General features: G+C 68.7%; 19 protein-coding genes. 16 read left to right on the forward strand and 3 right to left on the reverse strand.

Features of this window, described 5'->3' with window-relative positions; all coding sequences use genetic code 11:
• The first annotated feature begins 9 nt into the window (after positions 1–9).
• The 4 genes from K343_RS0110970 (at position 10) to K343_RS0110985 (ending at position 3,661) form a co-directional block, all read left to right on the forward strand.
• Positions 10–960 carry an SDR family oxidoreductase gene (locus K343_RS0110970; protein WP_028008118.1) on the forward strand — a complete coding sequence of 317 codons (951 nt, stop codon included), beginning with the start codon at positions 10–12 and terminating at the stop codon, positions 958–960.
• Positions 961–1,083: 123 nt separating this feature from the next.
• Positions 1,084–1,584, forward strand: coding sequence for a Dps family protein (locus K343_RS0110975; protein ID WP_028008119.1), 501 nt, complete (start codon positions 1,084–1,086; stop codon positions 1,582–1,584).
• 177 nt (positions 1,585–1,761) lie between these two features.
• The gene (locus tag K343_RS21740; RefSeq protein ID WP_043112544.1) at positions 1,762–2,778 is read left to right on the forward strand and encodes an ABC transporter ATP-binding protein; all 1,017 of its coding nucleotides are present in this window, start codon (positions 1,762–1,764) and stop codon (positions 2,776–2,778) included.
• Between the two features lie 43 nt (positions 2,779–2,821).
• Positions 2,822–3,661 carry a DUF4382 domain-containing protein gene (locus K343_RS0110985; RefSeq protein ID WP_028008120.1) on the forward strand — a complete coding sequence of 280 codons (840 nt, stop codon included), beginning with the start codon at positions 2,822–2,824 and terminating at the stop codon, positions 3,659–3,661.
• A gap of 81 nt (positions 3,662–3,742) precedes the next feature.
• On the opposite strand, the gene K343_RS0110990 is transcribed toward K343_RS0110985, so the two are convergent.
• Together K343_RS0110990 and K343_RS0110995 are read right to left on the reverse strand one after the other, a co-directional pair.
• Positions 3,743–4,951, reverse strand: a complete 1,209-nt coding sequence (locus K343_RS0110990; protein ID WP_028008121.1) for an acyl-CoA dehydrogenase family protein — start codon at positions 4,949–4,951, stop codon at positions 3,743–3,745.
• 119 nt (positions 4,952–5,070) lie between these two features.
• Positions 5,071–5,922, reverse strand: a complete 852-nt coding sequence (locus K343_RS0110995) for a glutaminyl-peptide cyclotransferase (protein ID WP_084615830.1) — start codon at positions 5,920–5,922, stop codon at positions 5,071–5,073.
• A gap of 67 nt (positions 5,923–5,989) precedes the next feature.
• Here K343_RS0110995 and K343_RS21745 point away from each other — a divergent pair, with 67 nt between their 5' ends.
• The 8 genes from K343_RS21745 (at position 5,990) to ubiA (ending at position 14,381) form a co-directional block, all read left to right on the forward strand.
• Positions 5,990–6,286, forward strand: a complete 297-nt coding sequence (locus K343_RS21745; RefSeq protein ID WP_211226219.1) for a hypothetical protein — start codon at positions 5,990–5,992, stop codon at positions 6,284–6,286.
• Positions 6,287–6,550: 264 nt separating this feature from the next.
• Positions 6,551–7,405, forward strand: a complete 855-nt coding sequence (locus K343_RS0111005; protein ID WP_245585177.1) for a YicC/YloC family endoribonuclease — start codon at positions 6,551–6,553, stop codon at positions 7,403–7,405.
• A gap of 30 nt (positions 7,406–7,435) precedes the next feature.
• Positions 7,436–8,065: a guanylate kinase gene (gene gmk / locus K343_RS0111010; RefSeq protein WP_028008124.1), complete on the forward strand. Its 630-nt coding sequence runs from the start codon at positions 7,436–7,438 to the stop codon at positions 8,063–8,065.
• 58 nt (positions 8,066–8,123) lie between these two features.
• Entirely contained in the window at positions 8,124–8,387 is a 264-nt protein-coding gene (rpoZ, locus tag K343_RS0111015) for a DNA-directed RNA polymerase subunit omega (RefSeq protein ID WP_020650577.1), read from the forward strand.
• Positions 8,388–8,646: 259 nt separating this feature from the next.
• On the forward strand, positions 8,647–10,809 hold the full coding sequence (locus K343_RS0111020) for a RelA/SpoT family protein (protein WP_028008125.1): 2,163 nt from the start codon (positions 8,647–8,649) through the stop codon (positions 10,807–10,809).
• A 184-nt stretch (positions 10,810–10,993) separates the two neighbouring features.
• Positions 10,994–11,377, forward strand: coding sequence for a RidA family protein (locus tag K343_RS0111025; protein WP_028008126.1), 384 nt, complete (start codon positions 10,994–10,996; stop codon positions 11,375–11,377).
• Positions 11,378–11,381: 4 nt separating this feature from the next.
• The gene (gene recG / locus K343_RS0111030) at positions 11,382–13,478 is read left to right on the forward strand and encodes an ATP-dependent DNA helicase RecG (RefSeq protein ID WP_211226221.1); all 2,097 of its coding nucleotides are present in this window, start codon (positions 11,382–11,384) and stop codon (positions 13,476–13,478) included.
• A gap of 33 nt (positions 13,479–13,511) precedes the next feature.
• Positions 13,512–14,381 (forward strand): 4-hydroxybenzoate octaprenyltransferase, encoded by an 870-nt coding sequence (ubiA, locus tag K343_RS0111035; RefSeq protein WP_028008128.1) that lies wholly within the window; start codon positions 13,512–13,514, stop codon positions 14,379–14,381.
• A 21-nt stretch (positions 14,382–14,402) separates the two neighbouring features.
• Here ubiA and K343_RS0111040 read toward each other — a convergent pair whose 3' ends face one another.
• Positions 14,403–15,092 carry a ComF family protein gene (locus K343_RS0111040; protein ID WP_028008129.1) on the reverse strand — a complete coding sequence of 230 codons (690 nt, stop codon included), beginning with the start codon at positions 15,090–15,092 and terminating at the stop codon, positions 14,403–14,405.
• 142 nt (positions 15,093–15,234) lie between these two features.
• Here K343_RS0111040 and bioB point away from each other — a divergent pair, with 142 nt between their 5' ends.
• Genes bioB through bioD form a run of 4 tightly spaced genes read left to right on the forward strand, consistent with a single transcriptional unit; the run spans position 15,235 to position 19,034 of the window.
• Positions 15,235–16,347: a biotin synthase BioB gene (bioB, locus tag K343_RS21750; RefSeq protein WP_154662521.1), complete on the forward strand. Its 1,113-nt coding sequence runs from the start codon at positions 15,235–15,237 to the stop codon at positions 16,345–16,347.
• A gap of 10 nt (positions 16,348–16,357) precedes the next feature.
• Positions 16,358–17,545: an 8-amino-7-oxononanoate synthase gene (gene bioF / locus K343_RS0111050; protein WP_051278259.1), complete on the forward strand. Its 1,188-nt coding sequence runs from the start codon at positions 16,358–16,360 to the stop codon at positions 17,543–17,545.
• A complete protein-coding gene (locus K343_RS0111055; protein ID WP_161628882.1) occupies positions 17,542–18,333 on the forward strand; it encodes a methyltransferase domain-containing protein in 792 nt (263 codons plus the stop codon). The genes bioF and K343_RS0111055 overlap by 4 nt, the downstream gene beginning before the upstream one ends.
• A complete protein-coding gene (bioD, locus tag K343_RS0111060) occupies positions 18,330–19,034 on the forward strand; it encodes a dethiobiotin synthase (protein ID WP_028008132.1) in 705 nt (234 codons plus the stop codon). The genes K343_RS0111055 and bioD overlap by 4 nt, the downstream gene beginning before the upstream one ends.
• The last annotated feature ends 5 nt before the right edge of the window (positions 19,035–19,039 follow it).

The raw sequence follows: 19,039 nt of genomic DNA on the forward strand, positions 1-19,039 counted from the left end.
GCGCATCCCATGAACGAAAAGAAGAAAACCGTCCTCGTCACCGGCGCCGCCGGCTCGCTGGCCAAGCGCGTCATCGCGCGGCTGCACGGGCGCTACCACGTGGTCGCCGTCGATTTCCGTCGCAAGGTGGAGACCGACGCCGATATCCCTTCGTACAAGGTCGAGATCCACAAGCGCGGCTTCGAGGATGTGTTCCGCCGGCACAAGATCGATGCCGTGCTGCATCTCGGCCGCATCTTCGCGCACGAAGGCGATCGTACGCGCCGCTACAACGCCAACGTGCTCGGCGGCAAGAAGCTGTTCGAGCTGTGCCGCAAGTACGGCGTCGGTCAGGTCATCCTGCACTCGACCTACTTCGTCTACGGCGCCTCGGCCTTCAATCCGGCGCTGCTCGACGAGGATGCGCCGCTGAAGGCCAGCGAGGTGACGCAGGACCTCGTCGATTCGGTCGAGCTCGAGAATCTCGCGCAGATCTACCTGTGGAAGGCGCCGGAGCTGAACATCACGATCCTGCGTCCCTGCAACGTGCTCGGTCCCGGCGTCCGCAATACGATGTCGGTGCTGCTGTCGCGGCCGCTGGTGCCGGTGCTGGTCGGGTTCTCGCCGCTGATGCAGTTCCTGCACGTCGACGACATGGCCGATGCCATCGTCTGCGCGTTCGAACAGAACAAGCCGGGCATCTATAACGTCGCGCCGGACGACTACGTAACCTACCAGGTCGCCGTCGAGCAGTGCGGCTGCCGCAAGCTGCCGGTGCCGTCGATTCCTCCGCTGCTGCCGAAGATGATCAGCGGCGCGCTGAACTGGAATGCGTTCTTCCCGTCGTACCTGATCAACTACTTCAAGTATCCGGTGATCATCGACGGACGCCTGTTCCGGCAGACCTTCGGCTGGAAGCCGAAGCGCAACCTCAACGACATCTTCAGCTATTACCGCAAGCACAAACTGCTGATGGCCTGAGTCGCGCCCTAATCGCCAGCGGCTCGATAGCCCGTCTCAATCGCGCGGCTTGATAAAGATCATTTCGCTGGCGCGATGATGCACTCTAAACTCATTTGCATCATTCGACAGGAGCCAAACGTCATGGCCAAGCACAAAGCCAAGGAAGCCGGGTCTGCCAAGATCGACATCGGCATCGACAAGCAGCATCGCAAGGCGATCGCTGAAGGGTTGTCGCGCCTGCTGGCCGACGAGTACACGCTGTACCTGAAGACGCACAACTTCCACTGGAACGTCACGGGGCCGATGTTCAACTCCCTGCACCTGATGTTCGAGACGCACTACACCGAGTCGGCGACCGCGGTCGATCTGGTCGCCGAACGCATTCGCGCGCTCGGCTTCCCGGCGCCGGGCACCTACAAGCAGTACGCCGCGCTGTCCTCGATCGAGGAGACCGATGGTGTGCCGGAGGCGATGGACATGGTCCGCCTGCTGGTGAAAGGGCATGAGGCCTGCGCGAAGACCGCGCGCAGCGTGTTCCCGATCGCCGAGTCGGCGCAGGACGAGCCGACCTGCGATCTGCTGACGCAACGCCTGCAGCTGCACGAGAAGACCGCCTGGATGCTGCGCTCGCTGCTCGAGTGAATCTTCATGCGGGACGGCCGGGCCTGCCCGCCCGGCCGGCGGCGGGGCAGGCCGTTCTCGGCATCGGGGTGTCGGCCGTAAAATAGCGCGGTCGTGCGCTGCCGATGCGAGATCGGCCTGCCTGCCCAGAGTCGTGCCGCGGTGCGTCCTGCTCCCACTCCTGCGAATTCCGAAGTCGTGCCGCCCCTGCTCGCGGTTCGACAGTTGCGTGTCCACTACCGCGGCCGGCGCTGGCTGCCGTGGCAGCCGCCGAGCCTGCTGCGCGCGGTCGACGATCTCAATTTCAATCTGCGCCGCGGCGAGACGCTGGGCGTGGTCGGCGAATCCGGTTCCGGCAAGTCGACGCTGGCCCGGGCTCTGGCCGGGCTCGAGCCGGTCACGGCCGGTTCGGCGCGCTTCGAAGGCCGCGAGCTCAAAGGGCTCGACAAGCGCGGCTGGAAGGAATTGCGCCGCGACATCCAGATGGTCTTCCAGGATCCGCTGGCCAGTCTCAATCCCAAATTCAAGGTCGGCCGCTGCATCGGCGAGCCGCTCAAGATCTTGCACCCGGAGTTGCCGGCCGACGAGCGTCGCCGCCGCGTGCTGGAGATGCTGGAGCAGGTCGGCCTGTCGGCGGACGACGCCGAGCGCTATCCGCGCGAGTTCTCCGGCGGGCAGTGCCAGCGCATCGCGATCGCCCGCGCACTGATCGTGCGGCCGAAGCTGCTGATCTGCGACGAGGTGGTGTCGGCGCTCGACGTCTCGGTGCAGGCGCAGATCGTCAACCTGCTGCGCGATCTGCAGCGCCGATACCAGCTGGCGATCCTGTTCATTTCGCATGACCTGGGCGTCGTCCGTCACATCAGCGACCGCGTGCTGGTCATGTACTTCGGCAAGCTGATGGAGCAGGCCGAGCGCGACGCACTGTTCGCGACACCCCGGCATCCGTACACCCGGGCGCTGCTCGCCGCGATTCCCGGGCACGACGCATTCGCGGCTTTTCGCGCCCGCGACGGCGAGCTGCCGAGTCCGTACGCGCCGCCGGTCGGCTGCCTGTTCGTGTCGCGCTGCCCGATGGCCGACGAGCGTTGCACGCGTCAGCCGCCGCATTACCGGCGCTATCCGGACGGTGCCGTCGCGCTGTGCCATTACGCCAGCGAGTTCGGACGTGACGGCATCGTCGATTTCGAGGCGGCAGCGCTGGCACGCTCCTGAAGCCGCTGCCATGATGGCGGCCCACGCAATCAGGAGCACGGCGATGCGGATCCTCTGGGCCTGTGCCGCGGTCGGCGCATTGGCGCTGAGCGGCTGCGACGACGGGCGGCTCGACCTGCAGCTGACCGACGCGCCCTACACCGACGCCAGCAGCGTGCTCGTGACGATCACCGGCGTCGAGCTCAAGTCCGTCGACAAGGGCTGGCAGCGCTTCGAGTTCGCCACGCCGCTGCGCGTCGATCTGCTGGCGCTCAACGGCGGCAAGACGCAATCGCTGCTGAGCAACGAAAGCGTGCCTTCCGGCGACTACGATGCGGTGCGCCTGTTGCTGCGTACGGCCGACGACAGCACCGCCGACGCCTACGTGCGCCTGCGGACCGGCGAGACCTTGCCGCTCTACGTCGCCGACGACAGCGACGATCGCCTGACGCTCGCGTCCGATTTCTCGGTCGACGATGTCGACAACACCGCACTGACGCTCGATGTCGATCTGCGCCGCGCGCTGCTCAAGCCGACCGATGCCAAGCCGGATGTGTATCGCCTGGTGTCGGCTCTGCGCCTGGTCGACAACAACAAGACCGGCACGCTCAGCGGCACGGTGTCGGCGCTGGGCTCCGGCTGCGTGCCGGCAGTCTATGTCTACGAGGGCGAGGTCACGCCCGACGACATCGGCGGCAGCGGCGCGCAGCCGCTGACCTCGGCGACGGTGACGACCAGCGGCGGCGGCAGCTTCACCGTCGCGTTCCTGCCCGACGGCCGCTATACCGCCGCGCTGACCTGCCAGGCCGACGAGGACGATCCGGCCCGCAACGACAGCGTCGACTTCTCGGATACGGTCCGTTTCGACATCGACCGGCGGCAGACGACGACGATCCGCTTCTGAGCGCGCCGCCGCGCCGGAAAGGAAAAAGGCCGCGGCATGCGCCGCGGCCCTTTCCGTTCTCTCCTCCAGAGGCCCTCTGGACTATGCGGCGCGCGAGTCGCGTGCCGCTTTCATCTGCTCGAATTTCTTCTTGCCCGGCAGGATGCCCATCATCTTGCAGATGATGCCGAGCATGACCTCGTCGGCGCCGCCGCCGATCGAGACCACGCGCGTGTCGCGATACGCGCGCGTCACGACGTTGTCCCACATGAAGCCCTGGCCGCCCCAGAACTGCAGGCAGGCATCGGTCACCTCGCGCGACACGCGCCCGACCTTGAGCTTGCACATGCTGGCGAGCATCGCAATGTGCTCCGGCGAGTGCTTGCCGCTCAGGTACTCCTCGGTGGTCTGGTAGACCAGCGCCTTCAACGCCTCGACCTCGGTACGCAGTTCGGCGAGCCGGAAGTGCACGTACTGGTTGTCGAGCACCGATTGTCCGAAAGCCTGGCGCTGGCCGGTATAGGCAATCGTCTCGTTGATGACGTTGAACAGGCCGTCGATGCCGCTGGCGGCGCCGAACAGGCGCTCTTCCTGGAATTGCAGCATCTGGTAGGTGAAGCCCATGCCTTCCTGGCCGATCAGATTGCGCTGCGGCACGCGCACTTCGTCGAGGAAGATCATCGCCGTGTCGGACGCGCGCATGCCGAGCTTGTCGAGCTTGGTCTTGCGATCGATGCCCTTGGCGTCCATCGGCACGACGATCAGGCTCTTGTTGAGGTGCGGCTTGCCGTCCGAGGTATTGACCAGCATGCAGGCCCAGTCGCTTTGCGTGCCGTTGGTGATCCACATCTTCGAACCGCTGATGACGTAGTCGCCGCCGTCCTTGCGCGCCGTGGTCTTGATGTTGGCGACGTCGGAGCCGGCGCCGGCCTCGGAAACCGCGATCGACACCACCATGTCGCCGCGGATCGCCGGCTCGAGATATTCCTTGCGCAGCTCATGCGACCCGAAGCGGGCGAGCGCGGGCGTCGCCATGTCGGTCTGCACGCCGATCGCCATCGGCAGCGAGCCGCAGTTGCAGTTGCCGAGCGCCTGCGCGAACAGCACCTCGTACGAATAGTCGAGCCCGAGGCCGCCGTACTGCGTCGGCTTGGTGATGCCGAGCAGGCCGAGGTCGCCCATCTTCTTCATCACCTCGTGCGCCGGAAAGATGCCGGCCTGTTCCCATTCGGCGATGTGCGGATTCAACTCCCCTTCGACGAAGGTCTTGACCGTGCGGTACAGCTCCTTGTGCTCGTGCGTAAGTTGCATTACCGCTTCTCCGGAAGGCGTCGGGTGAGCCGTTATAAGGCGCTTGCGGATTTAGCGTCAATGCTGGCTATGCATTTATCGATGCAGTGGAAATTACAGTTACCATTTGGCTCGTATCTTCAGCGCTCCGGGATGCCGTCGGCCATCGCGGCGCGCGGCTTCGGCAGCCTGGCGAGGCGCAGTTCGTACATCACCGGCCAGCGCTTGCCGGTCACGTAGTAGCGGTCGTGTGCGGCGTCGTGGGCGATGCCGTTGAGGACGTTGTCGGTGGCGTCCCAGTCGGCGCCGCGTTCGAAGCGCTGCGACAGCGCCGACAGATCCAGCCACGCGAGCACGGCGCCGTCCGCGGGATCGATCACGGCGATGCGGCTCGACTGCCAGATGTTCGCGAAGATCAGGCCGTGCGCGTACTCGAGTTCATTGAGACGATCAATGGCGTGCGCGCCGTCGTGAACCTCGATCGTGCGGGCGACGCCGAAGTCGTCGCGGCGGCGGAAGAACAGGGTAGCGCTGCCGTCGCTCATGATGAGGTGCTCGTCGTCGTGCGTCAGACCCCAGCCTTCGCCTTCGTAGTGCAGCACGGCAAGCGGCTGCAGCTGGCGGTCGTAGACGACGGCCGTGCCCTCGCGCCAGCTGATCTGGTAGATGCGATCGCCCACGCAGGTCGCGCCTTCGGCGAAAAATGCCGGCGGCAAACGGTAGTGCCGCAGCGCTTCGCCGCTGTCGATGTCCTTCCGAATCAGCGCAGAAACGCCATAGAGGCCGACGCTTTCGATCATCGTGCCATCGCAGATCTCGAGCCCTTGCGTGAAGTCGGAACGCGCGTGCGGCAGCGTGCGCACGACGTCGTAACGCAATGACGCGAATGCCCTGAAACCCGCATCAGAGCTAGGTTTCAGGGCGATGACGGAGGTGCTGAAAAACGCAGTCGTGACGATGCAGATTGCGGCGATGAAAGTGTGTCGGCGCATGATGACTTGAGTTCTGTCCTGATGAAGACATTGATTTGAAAACTTTTTATCAGTAAAAATTCACAACGTGGAAATACGCAAGCAAGCGATTCCCGAATCTGCGCGGAGATTTCCGCGAACCTTGTCTCTCGAGGAGGATGTCCAGATGGCGACTGCGAAGAAGGCTGCGAAGAAGGCGACGAAGAAGGCTGCGAAGAAGGCTCCGGCCAAGAAGGTGGCCAAGAAGGCGCCGGCCAAGAAGGTCGCGAAGAAGGCTGCCAAGAAGGTCGTGAAGAAGGCGGCCAAGAAGGTCGCGAAGAAGGCCGTGAAGAAGGTCGCGAAGAAGGCGGCCAAGAAGGCCACGAAGAAGGCGGCGAAGAAGTAAGCGGACTGTCTCCGCAAGGGCGGTTCTCCCAGGGAGTAAATGCCGCAAAGGCTGCCGCCCGGTTCCAAACGAAGTAGCACAGCGCTTCACTCTTACGCCGCGGCTATGCGAACGCTCGTCTAGCCGCGTTTTCTTCGGCGCGACGCGCGCCGTCCGTGTCCGTCCGCCATCATCCCGCAGCGACGCCGCTACAATGCCGCGTCATCCGGTCCGCCCCGTCGGCGGCGGACAGCCATCGGGAGTTCACATCACATGATCCACAGCATGACGGGCTACGCCCGTGTCGAGGCCGCATTCCCCTGGGGGCGCCTCAGCTGGGAGCTGCGGTCCGTCAATCATCGCTACTTCGACGTGCAGTTCAAGCTGCCGGAGGAGTTCCGCGTGCTCGAGGGCGAGCTGCGCCAGGCGGCGGGCGCCAAGATTGCGCGCGGCAAGGTCGAATGCGGGATGCGCTACGTCCGCGAGGCGGCGGCTGCCGACCGCATCGAACTCGACCGCCCGCGCCTCGTGCAACTCAAGGACGCGCTCGATGCGCTCGCTGCGGAGCTGGGCGCTACCGCCGTGCCCGAGCCGATGCGTGTGCTCGCGTATCCGGGCGTCGTCAAGGAAGAGCAGTCCGATTTCACGCCGCTGCTTGCCGAGGCGCGCAAGCTGTTCGATGCCGCGCTGCGCGACTTCGCTGCGGCACGTGCGCGCGAAGGCGAGCGTCTGCAGCAGTTCATCGTCGAGCGCTGTGCGGCGATCGAAGCGCTGGTCGCCGACGTCCGCGCCCGCCATCCGCAGGTGCGTGACCAGTGGCTGGCGCGGCTCAAGGCGCGCTGCGCCGAGCTCGGCGTCGAGGTCGAGCCCCAGCGCCTCGCGCAGGAGCTGGCGCTGATGGCGCAGCGCCTGGACGTCGAAGAAGAGATGTCGCGTCTGCTGAGCCATCTGCAGGAAGTGCGCACCTCGCTGGCGCGCGGCGAATCGGTCGGCCGCCGGCTCGACTTCCTGATGCAGGAGCTCAACCGCGAGGCGAACACCTTGTCGTCGAAGTCGCAGGACGCGGAGATGACGCGCTGCGCGGTCGAGATGAAAGTCGCGATCGAGCAGATCCGCGAGCAGGTCCAGAACATTGAGTGAGCGGCGACCGGACGTGGGAGCGGGCAGCGCATGAGCCAGGGCAGTCTTTTCATCGTTTCGGCGCCGAGCGGCGGCGGCAAGACCAGCCTGACGCGGGCGCTGGTGCCGGCGCTTGCGCGGCATGGCGTGACGGCGACGATTTCGGTGTCGTTCACGACGCGCTTGCCGCGACCGGCCGAGACCGACGGCGTGCATTACCACTTCATCGACGAGGCCTGCTTCGTCGACAAGATCGGCCGGGGCGATTTCCTCGAGCACGCCGAGGTGTTCGGGCGTCGCTACGGGACCGGCCTGTCGGAGACGCGGGCACTGCTCGACGCCGGCCACGACGTCATCCTCGACATCGACTGGCAGGGCGCCCGGCAGGTCAAGCGCGAGTGGCCGCAGGCGATCGGCATCTTCATCCTGCCGCCGTCGCTCGCCGAGCTGGAGCGGCGTCTGCGCGGCCGCAGCCAGGATTCCGACGCGGTGATCGCGGCGCGGATGCGCGAGGCGCATGAGGAGATCGCCCACCATGCCGAGTACGACTACCTGATCGTCAACGAGCACTTCGAATGCGCGCTGGCCGAAATGGTGTCGATCTTCCTCGAGCCGCGCCTGCGCGGTCAGCGGCAGATCGCGGCGCATGCCGGCCTGATCGCCCAGCTTCTGGCCAATTAGTGCCCGTTCCGGTATGATCCCGCGCCCTTCCGTTGTGATGCCCGATGGTAGCTAAGTCATGGCACGTGTAACCGTTGAAGATTGCCTGAAGCTGATTCCGAACCAGTTCGACCTGACGCTGGTCGCCGCCAAGCGTGCCCGCCAGCTGGCGCGCGGCGCCGAAGCCAAGCTGCCGTGGGGCAACCACAAGTCGACGGTGCTGTCGCTGCGCGAGATCGCCGAGGGCTACACGGACCGCTCGGTGCTCGACGAGGTCGATCTGCCGGCGATCCAGCAGCCGAAGATGGAGCTCGAGGCGCTGGACCCGTCGTTCGACGCCTGATCCGTCTCGCTTCGGTCCGAAGGCCCGCCTCGCGCGGGCCTTTTGCTTTTCCGGCTTCGCGTGAAGGAGCGGCCGGTGCGGCGCCGCATTCGAGCGCTCCGGACGTCCGGACGGACGCCGCGCTGCGCGCCGGGGCACGCCGCGCAATCGCGGCGATGCAGTGGTGACCGGCGCGCGGCGCCGGACGGCGCGGCGGGACCGTTGCGGATCGGCAGGTTCTGCTTGCGCGACGACCGCCGCGCCTTCATATACTCCGGTCATGGAGCAGCTTTCCGTCATTCAGCGCCTGGGCAACGCCCTGCGCACGCAGCGTGCCGAGCGCGAGTTCGGCATGGACGCGCTGACCCGCATGCTGGAGGGCTACCTGCCGGAAGAGCAGATCGCCCAGGTCCGTCGCGCCGCGGAGTTCGCCAAGAACGTTCATGAGGGGCAGCGGCGCTCGTCCGGCGAGCCGTACGTCTACCACCCGCTGGCGGTGGCCCGCATCCTCGCCGAGATGCGGCTCGATCACACCACGCTGATCGCGGCGATCCTGCACGACGTCATCGAGGACACCGGCATCTCGCGCGAGCAGCTGGCGACCGAGTTCGGTCCTGACGTCGCGGTGCTGGTCGACGGTGTCAGCAAGATCGCCAAGATCGAAGGCCGCTCGCGCGCCGAGATGCAGGCGGAGAGCTTCCGCAAGCTGCTGCTGGCGATGACGCAGGATCTGCGCGTCATCCTCGTCAAGCTCGCCGACCGCCTGCACAACATGCGCACGCTCGGCGCCATGGCGCCCGAGAAGAAGCGGCGCATCGCCCGCGAGACGCTCGACATCTATGCGCCGATCGCGCAGCGCCTGGGCATCTATTTCATCCGCACCGAGCTCGAGGACCTGGCGTTCGCCAACCTCTATCCGCGCCGGTACGCGGTGCTGGTGCAGGCGATCAAGGCCCAGCTCGGCGATACCCGCAAGCTGATCCGCGAGGTCGAGCAGAAGCTGTCGACGGTCCTGCGCGAGGAGGGCATCGGCGCCAGCGTCGTCGGCCGCGAGAAGAACGTCTACGGCATCTACCAGAAGATGCGGCGCAAGAAGCTGAAGCTGCTGAAGATCACCGATCTGCTCGGCTTTCGCGTGATCGTCAACAAGGTCGACGACTGCTATCGCGCGCTCGGCGTCGCCCATCATGTCTACAAGCCGGTGCCGGGCGAGTTCGACGACTATGTCGCCAATCCGAAGTCGAACGGCTACCAGTCGCTGCATACCTCCTGCGTCGGCCCGGGCGGCCACAAGATCGAGATCCAGATCCGCACGCGCGACATGCACCATGTCGCCGAGAGCGGCATCGCCGCGCACTGGCAGTACAAGCTCGGCGAGCGTGACAGCCAGTCGGCGCCGCAGGTGCGCGCGCGCGAATGGGTGTCCGGCCTGCTCGACGAGTACGGCTCCACCAACGCCATGGACTTCGTCGACAACGTCAAGGTCGACCTGTTCCCGGACGAGGTCTACGTGTTCACGCCGCGCGGCGAAATTCGCCGCCTGCCGCGCGGCGCGACTTCGGTCGATTTCGCCTACGCGGTGCATTCCGAACTCGGCGACCACTGCGTCGCGGCACGTCTCGACGGCCAGCTCGAGCCGCTCAACACGCATCTGCGCAACGGCCAGACGGTGGAGATCATCACCTCGCGACATGCGCGCCCGAACGCCGCCTGGCTGAACTTCGTCAAGACCGCCAAGGCGCGTGCCGCGGTGCGCGGCTATCTGCGCACGCAGCGCGAGGATGAGGCCGTGCGCCTCGGCCGGCGTCTGCTGGAGATCGCGTTGCGCGAGCTCAACGTGCCGGCCTCGGTGCTCAAGGAAGAGGCGCGCCTGCAACCGGTGCTGAAGATGCACCAGATGCACGATGTCGAGGAACTGTTCGCCGCGATCGGCTCGGGCGAGCGCCTGGCCGCGCTGGTCGCCCGCCATTTCCTGCCGGAGGGCGAGGCGGACCGCCAGCCGGGGCAGGCGGCGCCGCTGGCGATCGAAGGCACCGAAGGGCTGGTGCTCGATTACGCGCGTTGCTGCTACCCGCTGCCGGGCGACGAGATTCGCGGCCACGTCAGCACCGGGCGCGGCATCGTCGTGCACCGGCTCGACTGCCGGCAGGCCAAGGCGCGGCCCCAGGACTGGGTGCCGCTGGCCTGGTCGGAGCGCGTGCAGGGCGATTTCCTCTCGGAAATCCGCATGAAGACGATCCGCAAGCGCGGCATGCTGGCCAAGGTCACGGCCGAGATCGCCGGCGCCGAGTCGTCGATCGAGAACGTGCAGATGCCGGATCGCGCCGGCAGCGAGGCGGTCGAGATGCGCTTCATCATCACCGTGCGCGATCGCGTGCACCTGGCGCGCGTGCTGCGCCGCCTGCGCCGCATCGAGGGCGTCGAGCGCGTCATTCGCGCGTAATCGGCGCGCCGGCGGCGGTGGCCGTCCGGAACGTCCGCTTTCGCCGGCGATCGCCGGACGCGCCGGGCGGCGATGGCGACGGATTCCGGCGAGTTCGGGCTTCCTGCCTTGGCTGTCGCGCCGGCTTCGCGGACAATCACCGGCGCTTCATCCTCATCCCCAGAAAACTAGAGAAAGAAACGACATGGCACGGCAGATCATTCACACCGACGCCGCCCCGGCGGCGATCGGCACTTATTCGCAGGCGGTTCGCTGCGGCGACACGGTGTACCTCTCCGGGCAGATTCCGCTCGATCCGCAGACCATGCAGCTCAGCAACGCCACGATCGAGGACGAGATCCATCAGGTGTTCAAGAATCTCGACGCCGTCGCCAAGGCTGCCGGCGGTACGCTGAGCCAGCTTGCCAAGCTCAACGTCTACCTGACCGACCTGACGCACTTCGCCAAGGTCAACGAAATCATGGCGCAGTACTTCAGCGCGCCGTATCCGGCGCGCGCCGCGATCGGCATCGCCCAGCTGCCGCGCGGCGCGCGCATCGAAGCCGACGGCGTTCTCGTCCTCGACTGATCTCTTGGCCTCCGCACGGCCGGCGCCCGGTGGTCCGCGTCCCGCGCTGACGCTCGACACCGAGGCGACCTTCCTCAAGGGCGCCGGCCCGGCGGTGGCGATGCGCCTGCGCACGCTGGGGCTCGCCCGCGTGCGCGATCTGCTGTTCCATCTGCCGTTGCGCTACGAGGACCGCCGCGCGCATCAGCCGGTCGCGCAGCTGCGCATCGGTCAGGAAGCGCTGGTGCGCGGCCGCATCGTCGCTCAGGATCTGCGCTTCGCCGGGCGGCGCACGCTGCGCGTCACCCTCGATGACGGCAGCGGGCCGTTGCTGCTGCGCTTCTTCCATTTCAACGAAGCGCAGCGCGCCCAGCTCGCCAGCGGGCGCTGGCTGCAGGTCTTCGGCGACGTGCGTGCCGGCAGCGGCGGCCTCGAGATGGTGCACCCGCAGTGCCGCGTCGCCGACGCGGCCGAGGACCTGCAGCCCGAGGCGACGCTGACGCCGATCTATCCGCTGACGACCGGCCTCACGCAGGCGCGCCTGCGCCAGCTGATCGAGCAGGCGCTGGCCCTCGCCGCGCGCGATGCCGATCTGGCGCGCCCGCTGCCGGGGCTCGACGGCCCGGACACGCTGGCGGCGCTGCGCGCGATTCATCAGCCCCGGGACGATCGCGACGCGCAGCGTCTGCTCGCGCGGACGCATCCGGCGCAGCAGCGCCTGAAGTGCGAGGAGCTGCTCGCGCACCAGCTGAGCCTGCGCGTGCTGCGCCAGCGTCAGCGCAGCCGGCCGTCGCCGCGGCTGCCGGACGCCGCGCAGGCGACGGCCGAGCTGCAGGCCGTGCTCGGTTTCGCGATGACCGGTGCGCAGCGGCGCGTGATCGCCGAGGTCTGCCGCGATCTCGGCGCCGCGCAGCCGATGCTGCGTCTCGTGCAGGGCGATGTCGGCAGCGGCAAGACCGTGGTCGCGGCGGTGGCGATGCTGGCCGCCGCGCGCGCCGGTCTGCAGGCGGTGCTGCTGGCGCCGACCGAGCTGCTCGCCGAGCAGCATCAGCGCAATCTCGAACGCTGGTTCGCGCCGCTCGGCCTGACGCCGGTGCTACTCGCCAACAAACTGAAGAAGGCGCGCCGCGACGCCGCGCTGGCGGCGATCGCCGACGGCAGTGCCGCGCTGATCGTCGGCACGCATGCGGTGTTCCAGGACGAGGTGCGCTTTCACCGCCTCGCGGTGGTCGTTGTCGACGAGCAGCACCGCTTCGGCGTGCAGCAGCGCCTGGCGTTGCGCGACAAGGGCGGGGCCCGGGCGCCGCACCAGCTGATCATGTCGGCGACGCCGATTCCGCGCACGCTGGCGCAGACCGTCTACGCCGATCTCGACGTTTCGGTGATCGACGAGCTGCCGCCGGGGCGTACGCCGGTGCAGACCGTGGTGCTGTCGAACGAGAAGCGCGACGAGGTGCTGGCGCGCATCGGCGAGGCCTGCCGCCAGCAGCGTCAGGCGTACTGGGTCTGCACGCTGATCGAGGAGTCCGAGGAACTGGACGCCGAGGCCGCCGAGGCGACCGCGACGCGCCTGCGCGCCGAGCTGCCCGGCGTGCGCGTCGGCCTCGTGCACGGGCGCATGAAGGGCGAGGCCAAGGACGAGCAGATGCGCGCGTTCAAGGACGGCGTCACGCAGCTGCTGGTCGCCACCACGGTGATCGAGGTCGGCGTCGACGTGCCGAACGCCAGCATCATGGTGATCGAGAACGCCGAGCGCCTCGGTCTTTCGCAGCTGCATCAGCTGCGCGGCCGCGTCGGCCGCGGCAGCGAGAAGAGCCAGTGCGTGCTGCTGTATCAGGGGCCGCTCGGCGAGGCGGCGCGGGCGCGCCTGGAGACGATGCGGGCGACGACCGACGGCTTCGCGATCGCGCAGCGCGATCTCGAACTGCGCGGGCCCGGCGAACTGCTGGGCCGTCGCCAGACCGGCGAGATCGGCATGAAGCTCGCCGACCCGCTGCGCGACGCGGCGCTGGTGCCGCCGCTGCAGCAACTCGCCGAGCGCTGGCTCGAACGCGAGCCGGAACTCGCCAAGCTGCTGATCGCGCGCTGGGTCGGCGACCCGGACCGCTACGCGCGCGTCTGAGCATCACGCCGCGATGCGATACTGCGTCCGATCATGAATCCGCTCTCCCGCGACAAGCTGGCCGACTACTGGCGCCTCACGCGCATGGACCGGCCGATCGGCATCTACCTGCTGCTGTGGCCGACGCTGTGGGCGCTGTGGTTCGCCGCCGGCGGACCGCCGTCGCTGCACGTGCTCGCGGTCTTCGTGCTCGGCACGGTGCTGATGCGCGCGGCCGGCTGTGCGATCAACGATTACGCCGACCGCGATTTCGATCCGCACGTCAGCCGCACGCGGCAGCGGCCGGTCGCCGCCGGTCGCGTCAGCGGCCGTGAGGCGGTCGGCGTGTTCGTCGTGCTGTCGCTCGTCGCGTTCGCGTTGCTGCTGTCGCTGCGCAATGCGTATGCGGTCGCGCTGTCGGTGCCGGCGGTGCTGCTCGCCGGCAGCTATCCGTTCGCCAAGCGCGTGCTGTCGATCCCGCAGGCGATTCTCGGCCTGGCGTTCTCGGCCGGCATCCCGATGGCCTACGCCGCCGTGCGCGGCACCGTCGATTGGGGGATGGCGACGGCGCTGATCGCCGCGAACCTGTGCTGGGTGATCGCCTACGACACCTACTACGCGATGGCCGATCGCGAAGACGATCTGAAGATCGGCGTGAAGTCGTCGGCGATCCTGTTCGGCCGTCACGACCGCCTGATCACCGCGGCGCTGCAGGCGCTGTCGCTGCTGATCCTGCTGCGGGTCGGCCTGCACGAGGGGCGCGGTGCGTTCTACTACGCCGGGCTGGCAGTCGGCGCCGGCTGCGCGGTCTACGAGCAGTGGCTGATTCGTGCGCGTGAGCCGGCGGCGAGCTTCCGCGCCTTCCTGCACAGCCATTACATCGGCCTGGCGATCCTGATCGGGCTCGTGCTCGATTGGCGTTAGCCGGGCCGGTCGCCGACGGCTTCAGGCGACGCGCGCGAGCGCCCAGGCCTCCACCGTCGCGGCGCCGGCGCGCCGGCAGCTGCGTGCCAGTTCGCCGAGCGTCGCGCCGGTCGTCATCACGTCGTCGAGCAGGGCCACGCGCAGGCCGCGCACGCTGGCGTCGACGCTGAACGCGCCGCGCACGTTGCGCCGCCGCGCGATTGCATCCATGCCGATCTGGTCTTGCGTCGTGCGCGTGCGTCGTGCCCAACCGGCCTCGACGCGCAGCCCGGCTTCGTCGGCGAGCGGCCGCGCCAGCTCGACGCTCTGGTTGTAGCCGCGCCGGCGCAGACGCCCCGGATGCAGGGGTACCGGGATGACGACGTCCACGGCGTCGCCGCCGCGTGCGCCCAGGCTCAGCGCCAGCAGACGGCCGAGCGTGCGCGCCGGCACGAAGTCGGCGGCGTACTTCAGCGCGTGGATCTGCTCGCGGATCGGCGCTTCGAGGCGGAACGGCGCCCAGGCGCGGACGTACGGCGGCGGGTTCGCGAGGCAACGGGCGCAGGGCTGGTCGTGCGTTTGCGGCAGCGCGCAGCGCGGGCAGGCCGGCTGATTCCACGGCAGGCCGGCGCGGCAGGCCGCGCACAACGTCAGATCGCCAGTCGGCGCGTCGCAGAACTGGCAGCGGGCGGGGGACAGCAGGGCCAGTAGTTCCCGGCGGATGTCAACCATGGCATGGCATTTTGAGTTGACAACTCATGGCGCGACCCGGAACACTAAAACCATCGGCGCACGGAAACTGCGTGCGCTTCGATGCGTCTCAAAATCATTAGTCGAATTTTCATCACAGGGTTCGCTCCCTGAAGGAATCCGCATGTCGGCCGTGCTCAGCCCCAGCGTATCCGCCGCGTCCGGCGCTTCCGAGACGTGCCGCCCGGCCGACGGCCTGCGTCACGACTGGCGCCACGACGAGGTCCAGGCGCTGTTCGATCTGCCGTTCAACGACCTGCTGTTCCGCGCGCACACGATACACCGGCAGCACCATGAGCCGAACACCGTGCAGCTGGCCACGCTGCTGTCGATCAAGACCGGCGCCTGTCCCGAGGACTGCGCGTACTGTCCGCAGTCGGTGCGCTACGAGACCGGGCTGAAGAAGGAACCGCTGATGCCGCTCGACGCGGTCGTGGCGGCGGCGGCCGAGGCCAAGGTCAACGGCGCGACCCGCTTCTGCATGGGTGCGGCCTGGCGTTCGCCGAAGGATCGCGACATCGAGCGCGTCGAGGCGATGGTGCGCGCGGTGAAGGACATGGGCCTGGAGACCTGCGTGACGCTCGGCATGCTCAAGCCGGCGCAGGCGCAGCGTCTCGCCGATGCCGGCCTCGATTACTACAACCACAATCTCGATACCTCGCCGGAGTTCTACGGCAAGATCATCACCACGCGCACCTACGAGGATCGCCTGCAGACGCTTGACAACGTGCGCGAGGCCGGCATCAAGGTCTGCTGCGGCGGCATCGTCGGCATGGGCGAGGCGTCGCAGGACCGTGCCGAGCTGCTGCGCCAGCTCGCCAATCTCGACGTCCATCCGGAAAGCGTGCCGATCAACAATCTGGTGCAGGTCGAGGGCACGCCGCTGCAGGGCCAGGATGAGGTTCATCCGATCGACTTCGTGAAGATGATCGCGGTCGCGCGCGTGCTGATGCCGAAGTCGCAGGTGCGCCTGTCAGCCGGGCGCCAGCAGATGAGCGAGGAGATGCAGGCGATGTGTTTCTTCGCCGGCGCCAACTCGATCTTCTACGGCGAGCGCCTGCTGACGACCGAGAACCCGCAGAACGCCAAGGACCGCGCGCTGATCGCGCGCCTGGGCATGCGCACGGAAGGTCGCGTCGAGCCGGCCGACGCCTGCGCGCACGAGCACGGCCGCGAGCCGGCGCACGGGCATGCGCAGGGCGGCTGCGGTGGCGCTGCCGCCTGCGCCCACGGCTGAGCGTCCGGCGATGGCGGCTGACGATGCACGCGCGGCGCAGTCGCCGCTGGGCTCGCATCTGGCGGCCGAGCTGGCGCGCATTCGCGCCGCTGACCTGTATCGCGTGCGCCGCGTCATCGACGGCGGCCATGGCGCGCAGATTCACGTCAACGGCCGCCGCTGCATCAACTTCTGCAGCAACGACTATCTCGGTCTCGCCGCCGACCCGCGCCTCGCCGAAGCGGCGCGGCGCGCACTGGCCGGCGGCACCGGCAGCGGCGCGTCGGCGCTGGTGTCCGGCTACAACCGCGAGCATCAGCGGCTCGAAGAAGAAGTCGCCGCCTTCGTCGGCCGGCCGCGCGCGCTGCTGTTCTCGACCGGCTGGGCCGCCAATCTCGGCGTGCTGCGCGCCTTGCTTGGCCGTGACGATCTGCTCGTCGCCGACGAACTCAACCACGCCTCGCTGATCGACGGCGGCCGCCTGTCGGGCGCGCGCTACCGGCGCGTCGCGCATGCCGACGCCGCCGGTTTCGACGCGGCGTTGCGCGATGGCGGCGCGGCGCGGCTGAAGCTGCTGGTCAGCGACGGCGTGTTCAGCATGGACGGCGATCTCGCGCCGCTGCCGGCGCTCGCCGCGGCGTGCGCCGCGCACGGGGCGGCGCTGATGGTCGACGACGCGCACGGCTTCGGCGTGCTCGGGGCGCAGGGCCGCGGCGCGTTCGAGCTGAGCGGCGTGACGCCGGACATCCAGGTCGGCACCTTCGGCAAGGCGGCCGGCGCGGCCGGTGCTTTCGTCGCCGGCGACGAAGATCTCATCGAATACCTGATCCAGCGCGCGCGCAGCTGGGTGTTCTCGACGGCGCCACCGCCGGCGGTCGCCGCCGCCGCGCGCTGCGGTCTGCGTCTGATCCAGGAAGAATCCGAGCGCCGTGCGGCGCTGCACGAGAATCTGCGCCGCTTCCGCGACGGCGCGCGCCAGCTCGGCATCGCGCTGCTCGATTCGGCGACGCCGATCCAGCCGCTGCTGCTCGGCGACGCGACGCGCGCGCTGCGTCTGTCGCAGCGCCTGTTCGAGCAGGGCTTCTGGGTGGCGGCGATCCGTCCGCCGACGGTGCCGCCGAATACCTCGCGGCTGCGCATCACGCTCAGCGCCGCGCACCGCGCCGCCGAGATCGACGCGCTGCTCGCCGCGCTCGCTGACGGGCTGCGCGGATCGTGAGCGGCGCCGGCCTGCAGGCGCTCGACGAGCGCCGCGCCGCGCGTCGCTTCTCGGCGGCCGCGGTGCGCTACGAGCAGGCCGCGCGGCTGCAGGCGCAGACCCGCGCGCAGCTGCTCGCGCTGCTGCCGCCACCCGCAAGGGCGCGTTGCGTCGTCGATCTCGGTTGCGGCTCCGGGCCGGCGTTGCCGGCGCTGCGCACGCAATATCCGGACGCGGCGCTGGTCGCGCTCGACCGCGCCGCCGGCATGGTCGCGCAGGCGCGCGGCCGCGACGCCGCGCAGGGCCTGATCGCCGATGCGCAGGCGCTGCCGCTGGCCACGGCTAGCGTCAACCTGCTGTTCTCGAATCTGGCGCTGCAATGGTGTTCGCACCGCCAGGCGGCGCTCGACGAGGCGGCGCGCGTACTGACGCCGGGCGGTTTGCTGGCGCTCGCGGTGCCGGGGCCGGCGACGCTGCGCGAGCTGCGCCTCGCGTGGCGACAGATCGACGCGGCCGAGCACGTCCATCGCTTTGCCGCGGCCGAGGCTTGGCGCGCCGCCGCCGCCGCGTCAGGGCTCGCCGTGCGGGCGGAGGTGCGGCAGCTCTATCAGCCGCAGCATCCCGACGTGCGCGCGCTGATGCAGGAGCTGCGTGACATCGGCGCGGGCAATGCGAGTCCGGCGCGCCGCCGTCACTGGCTCGGCAAGTCGGCGCTGGCGCGGCTCGAGCAGGCTTACGCGCCGTGGCGCCGCGACGGCGGCGTCTACGCGAGCTGGGAGATCCTCTACCTGGTGCTGCAGAAACCATGAGCGCGCACACACTCTTCGTCACCGGCACCGACACCGGCGTCGGCAAGACCCGCGCGGCGACGGCGCTGATCCGCCACGCGCGCTGGCTCGGGCTCGATGCCGTCGGCTACAAGCCGGTCGCTTCCGGTTGCGAACGCATCGACGGGCAGTGGCGCAACGACGATGCGCTGCAACTGCTCGATGCCAGCGGCGGCGCGCTGCGCTACGAGGACGTCAATCCGGTCGCGCTGCCGGCGGCGATCGCGCCGCATCTGGCGGCGCGCGAGCAGGGCGTCGCGATCGATGCGGCGATGCTCGACGCCGGACACGCGCGACTCGCGCAGCGCCATGCCTGCGTGATCGTCGAGGGCGCCGGCGGCTGGCGGGTGCCGTTGAACGAGGCCTGCGATTTCGCCGACTGGGTCGGCGGCCATCGCTGGCCGGTCGTGCTGGTCGTCGGCCTGCGCCTCGGCTGCATCAATCACGCCTTGCTGACCGCCGAGGCGGTGATGCGCCGCACGCGGCTCGCCGGCTGGGTCGCCAACCGCTTGCCGCCGGCGCAGCCGTACTGGCAGGACAATCTGGAGACACTGCGCGACCGGCTGCCGGCGCCCTGCCTCGGCGTGCTGCCGGAGAACGGCGATCCGTCGGCGAACTGTCACGCGCTCGACACGGATGCCACGCGCGGCGTCCTGGGGCTGGCCGGGGCAGCCGCGACCTAGTCCGG

It is taken from the genome of Solimonas flava DSM 18980 (assembly GCF_000426685.1).
Classification (GTDB): Bacteria; Pseudomonadota; Gammaproteobacteria; order Nevskiales; family Nevskiaceae; genus Solimonas; species Solimonas flava.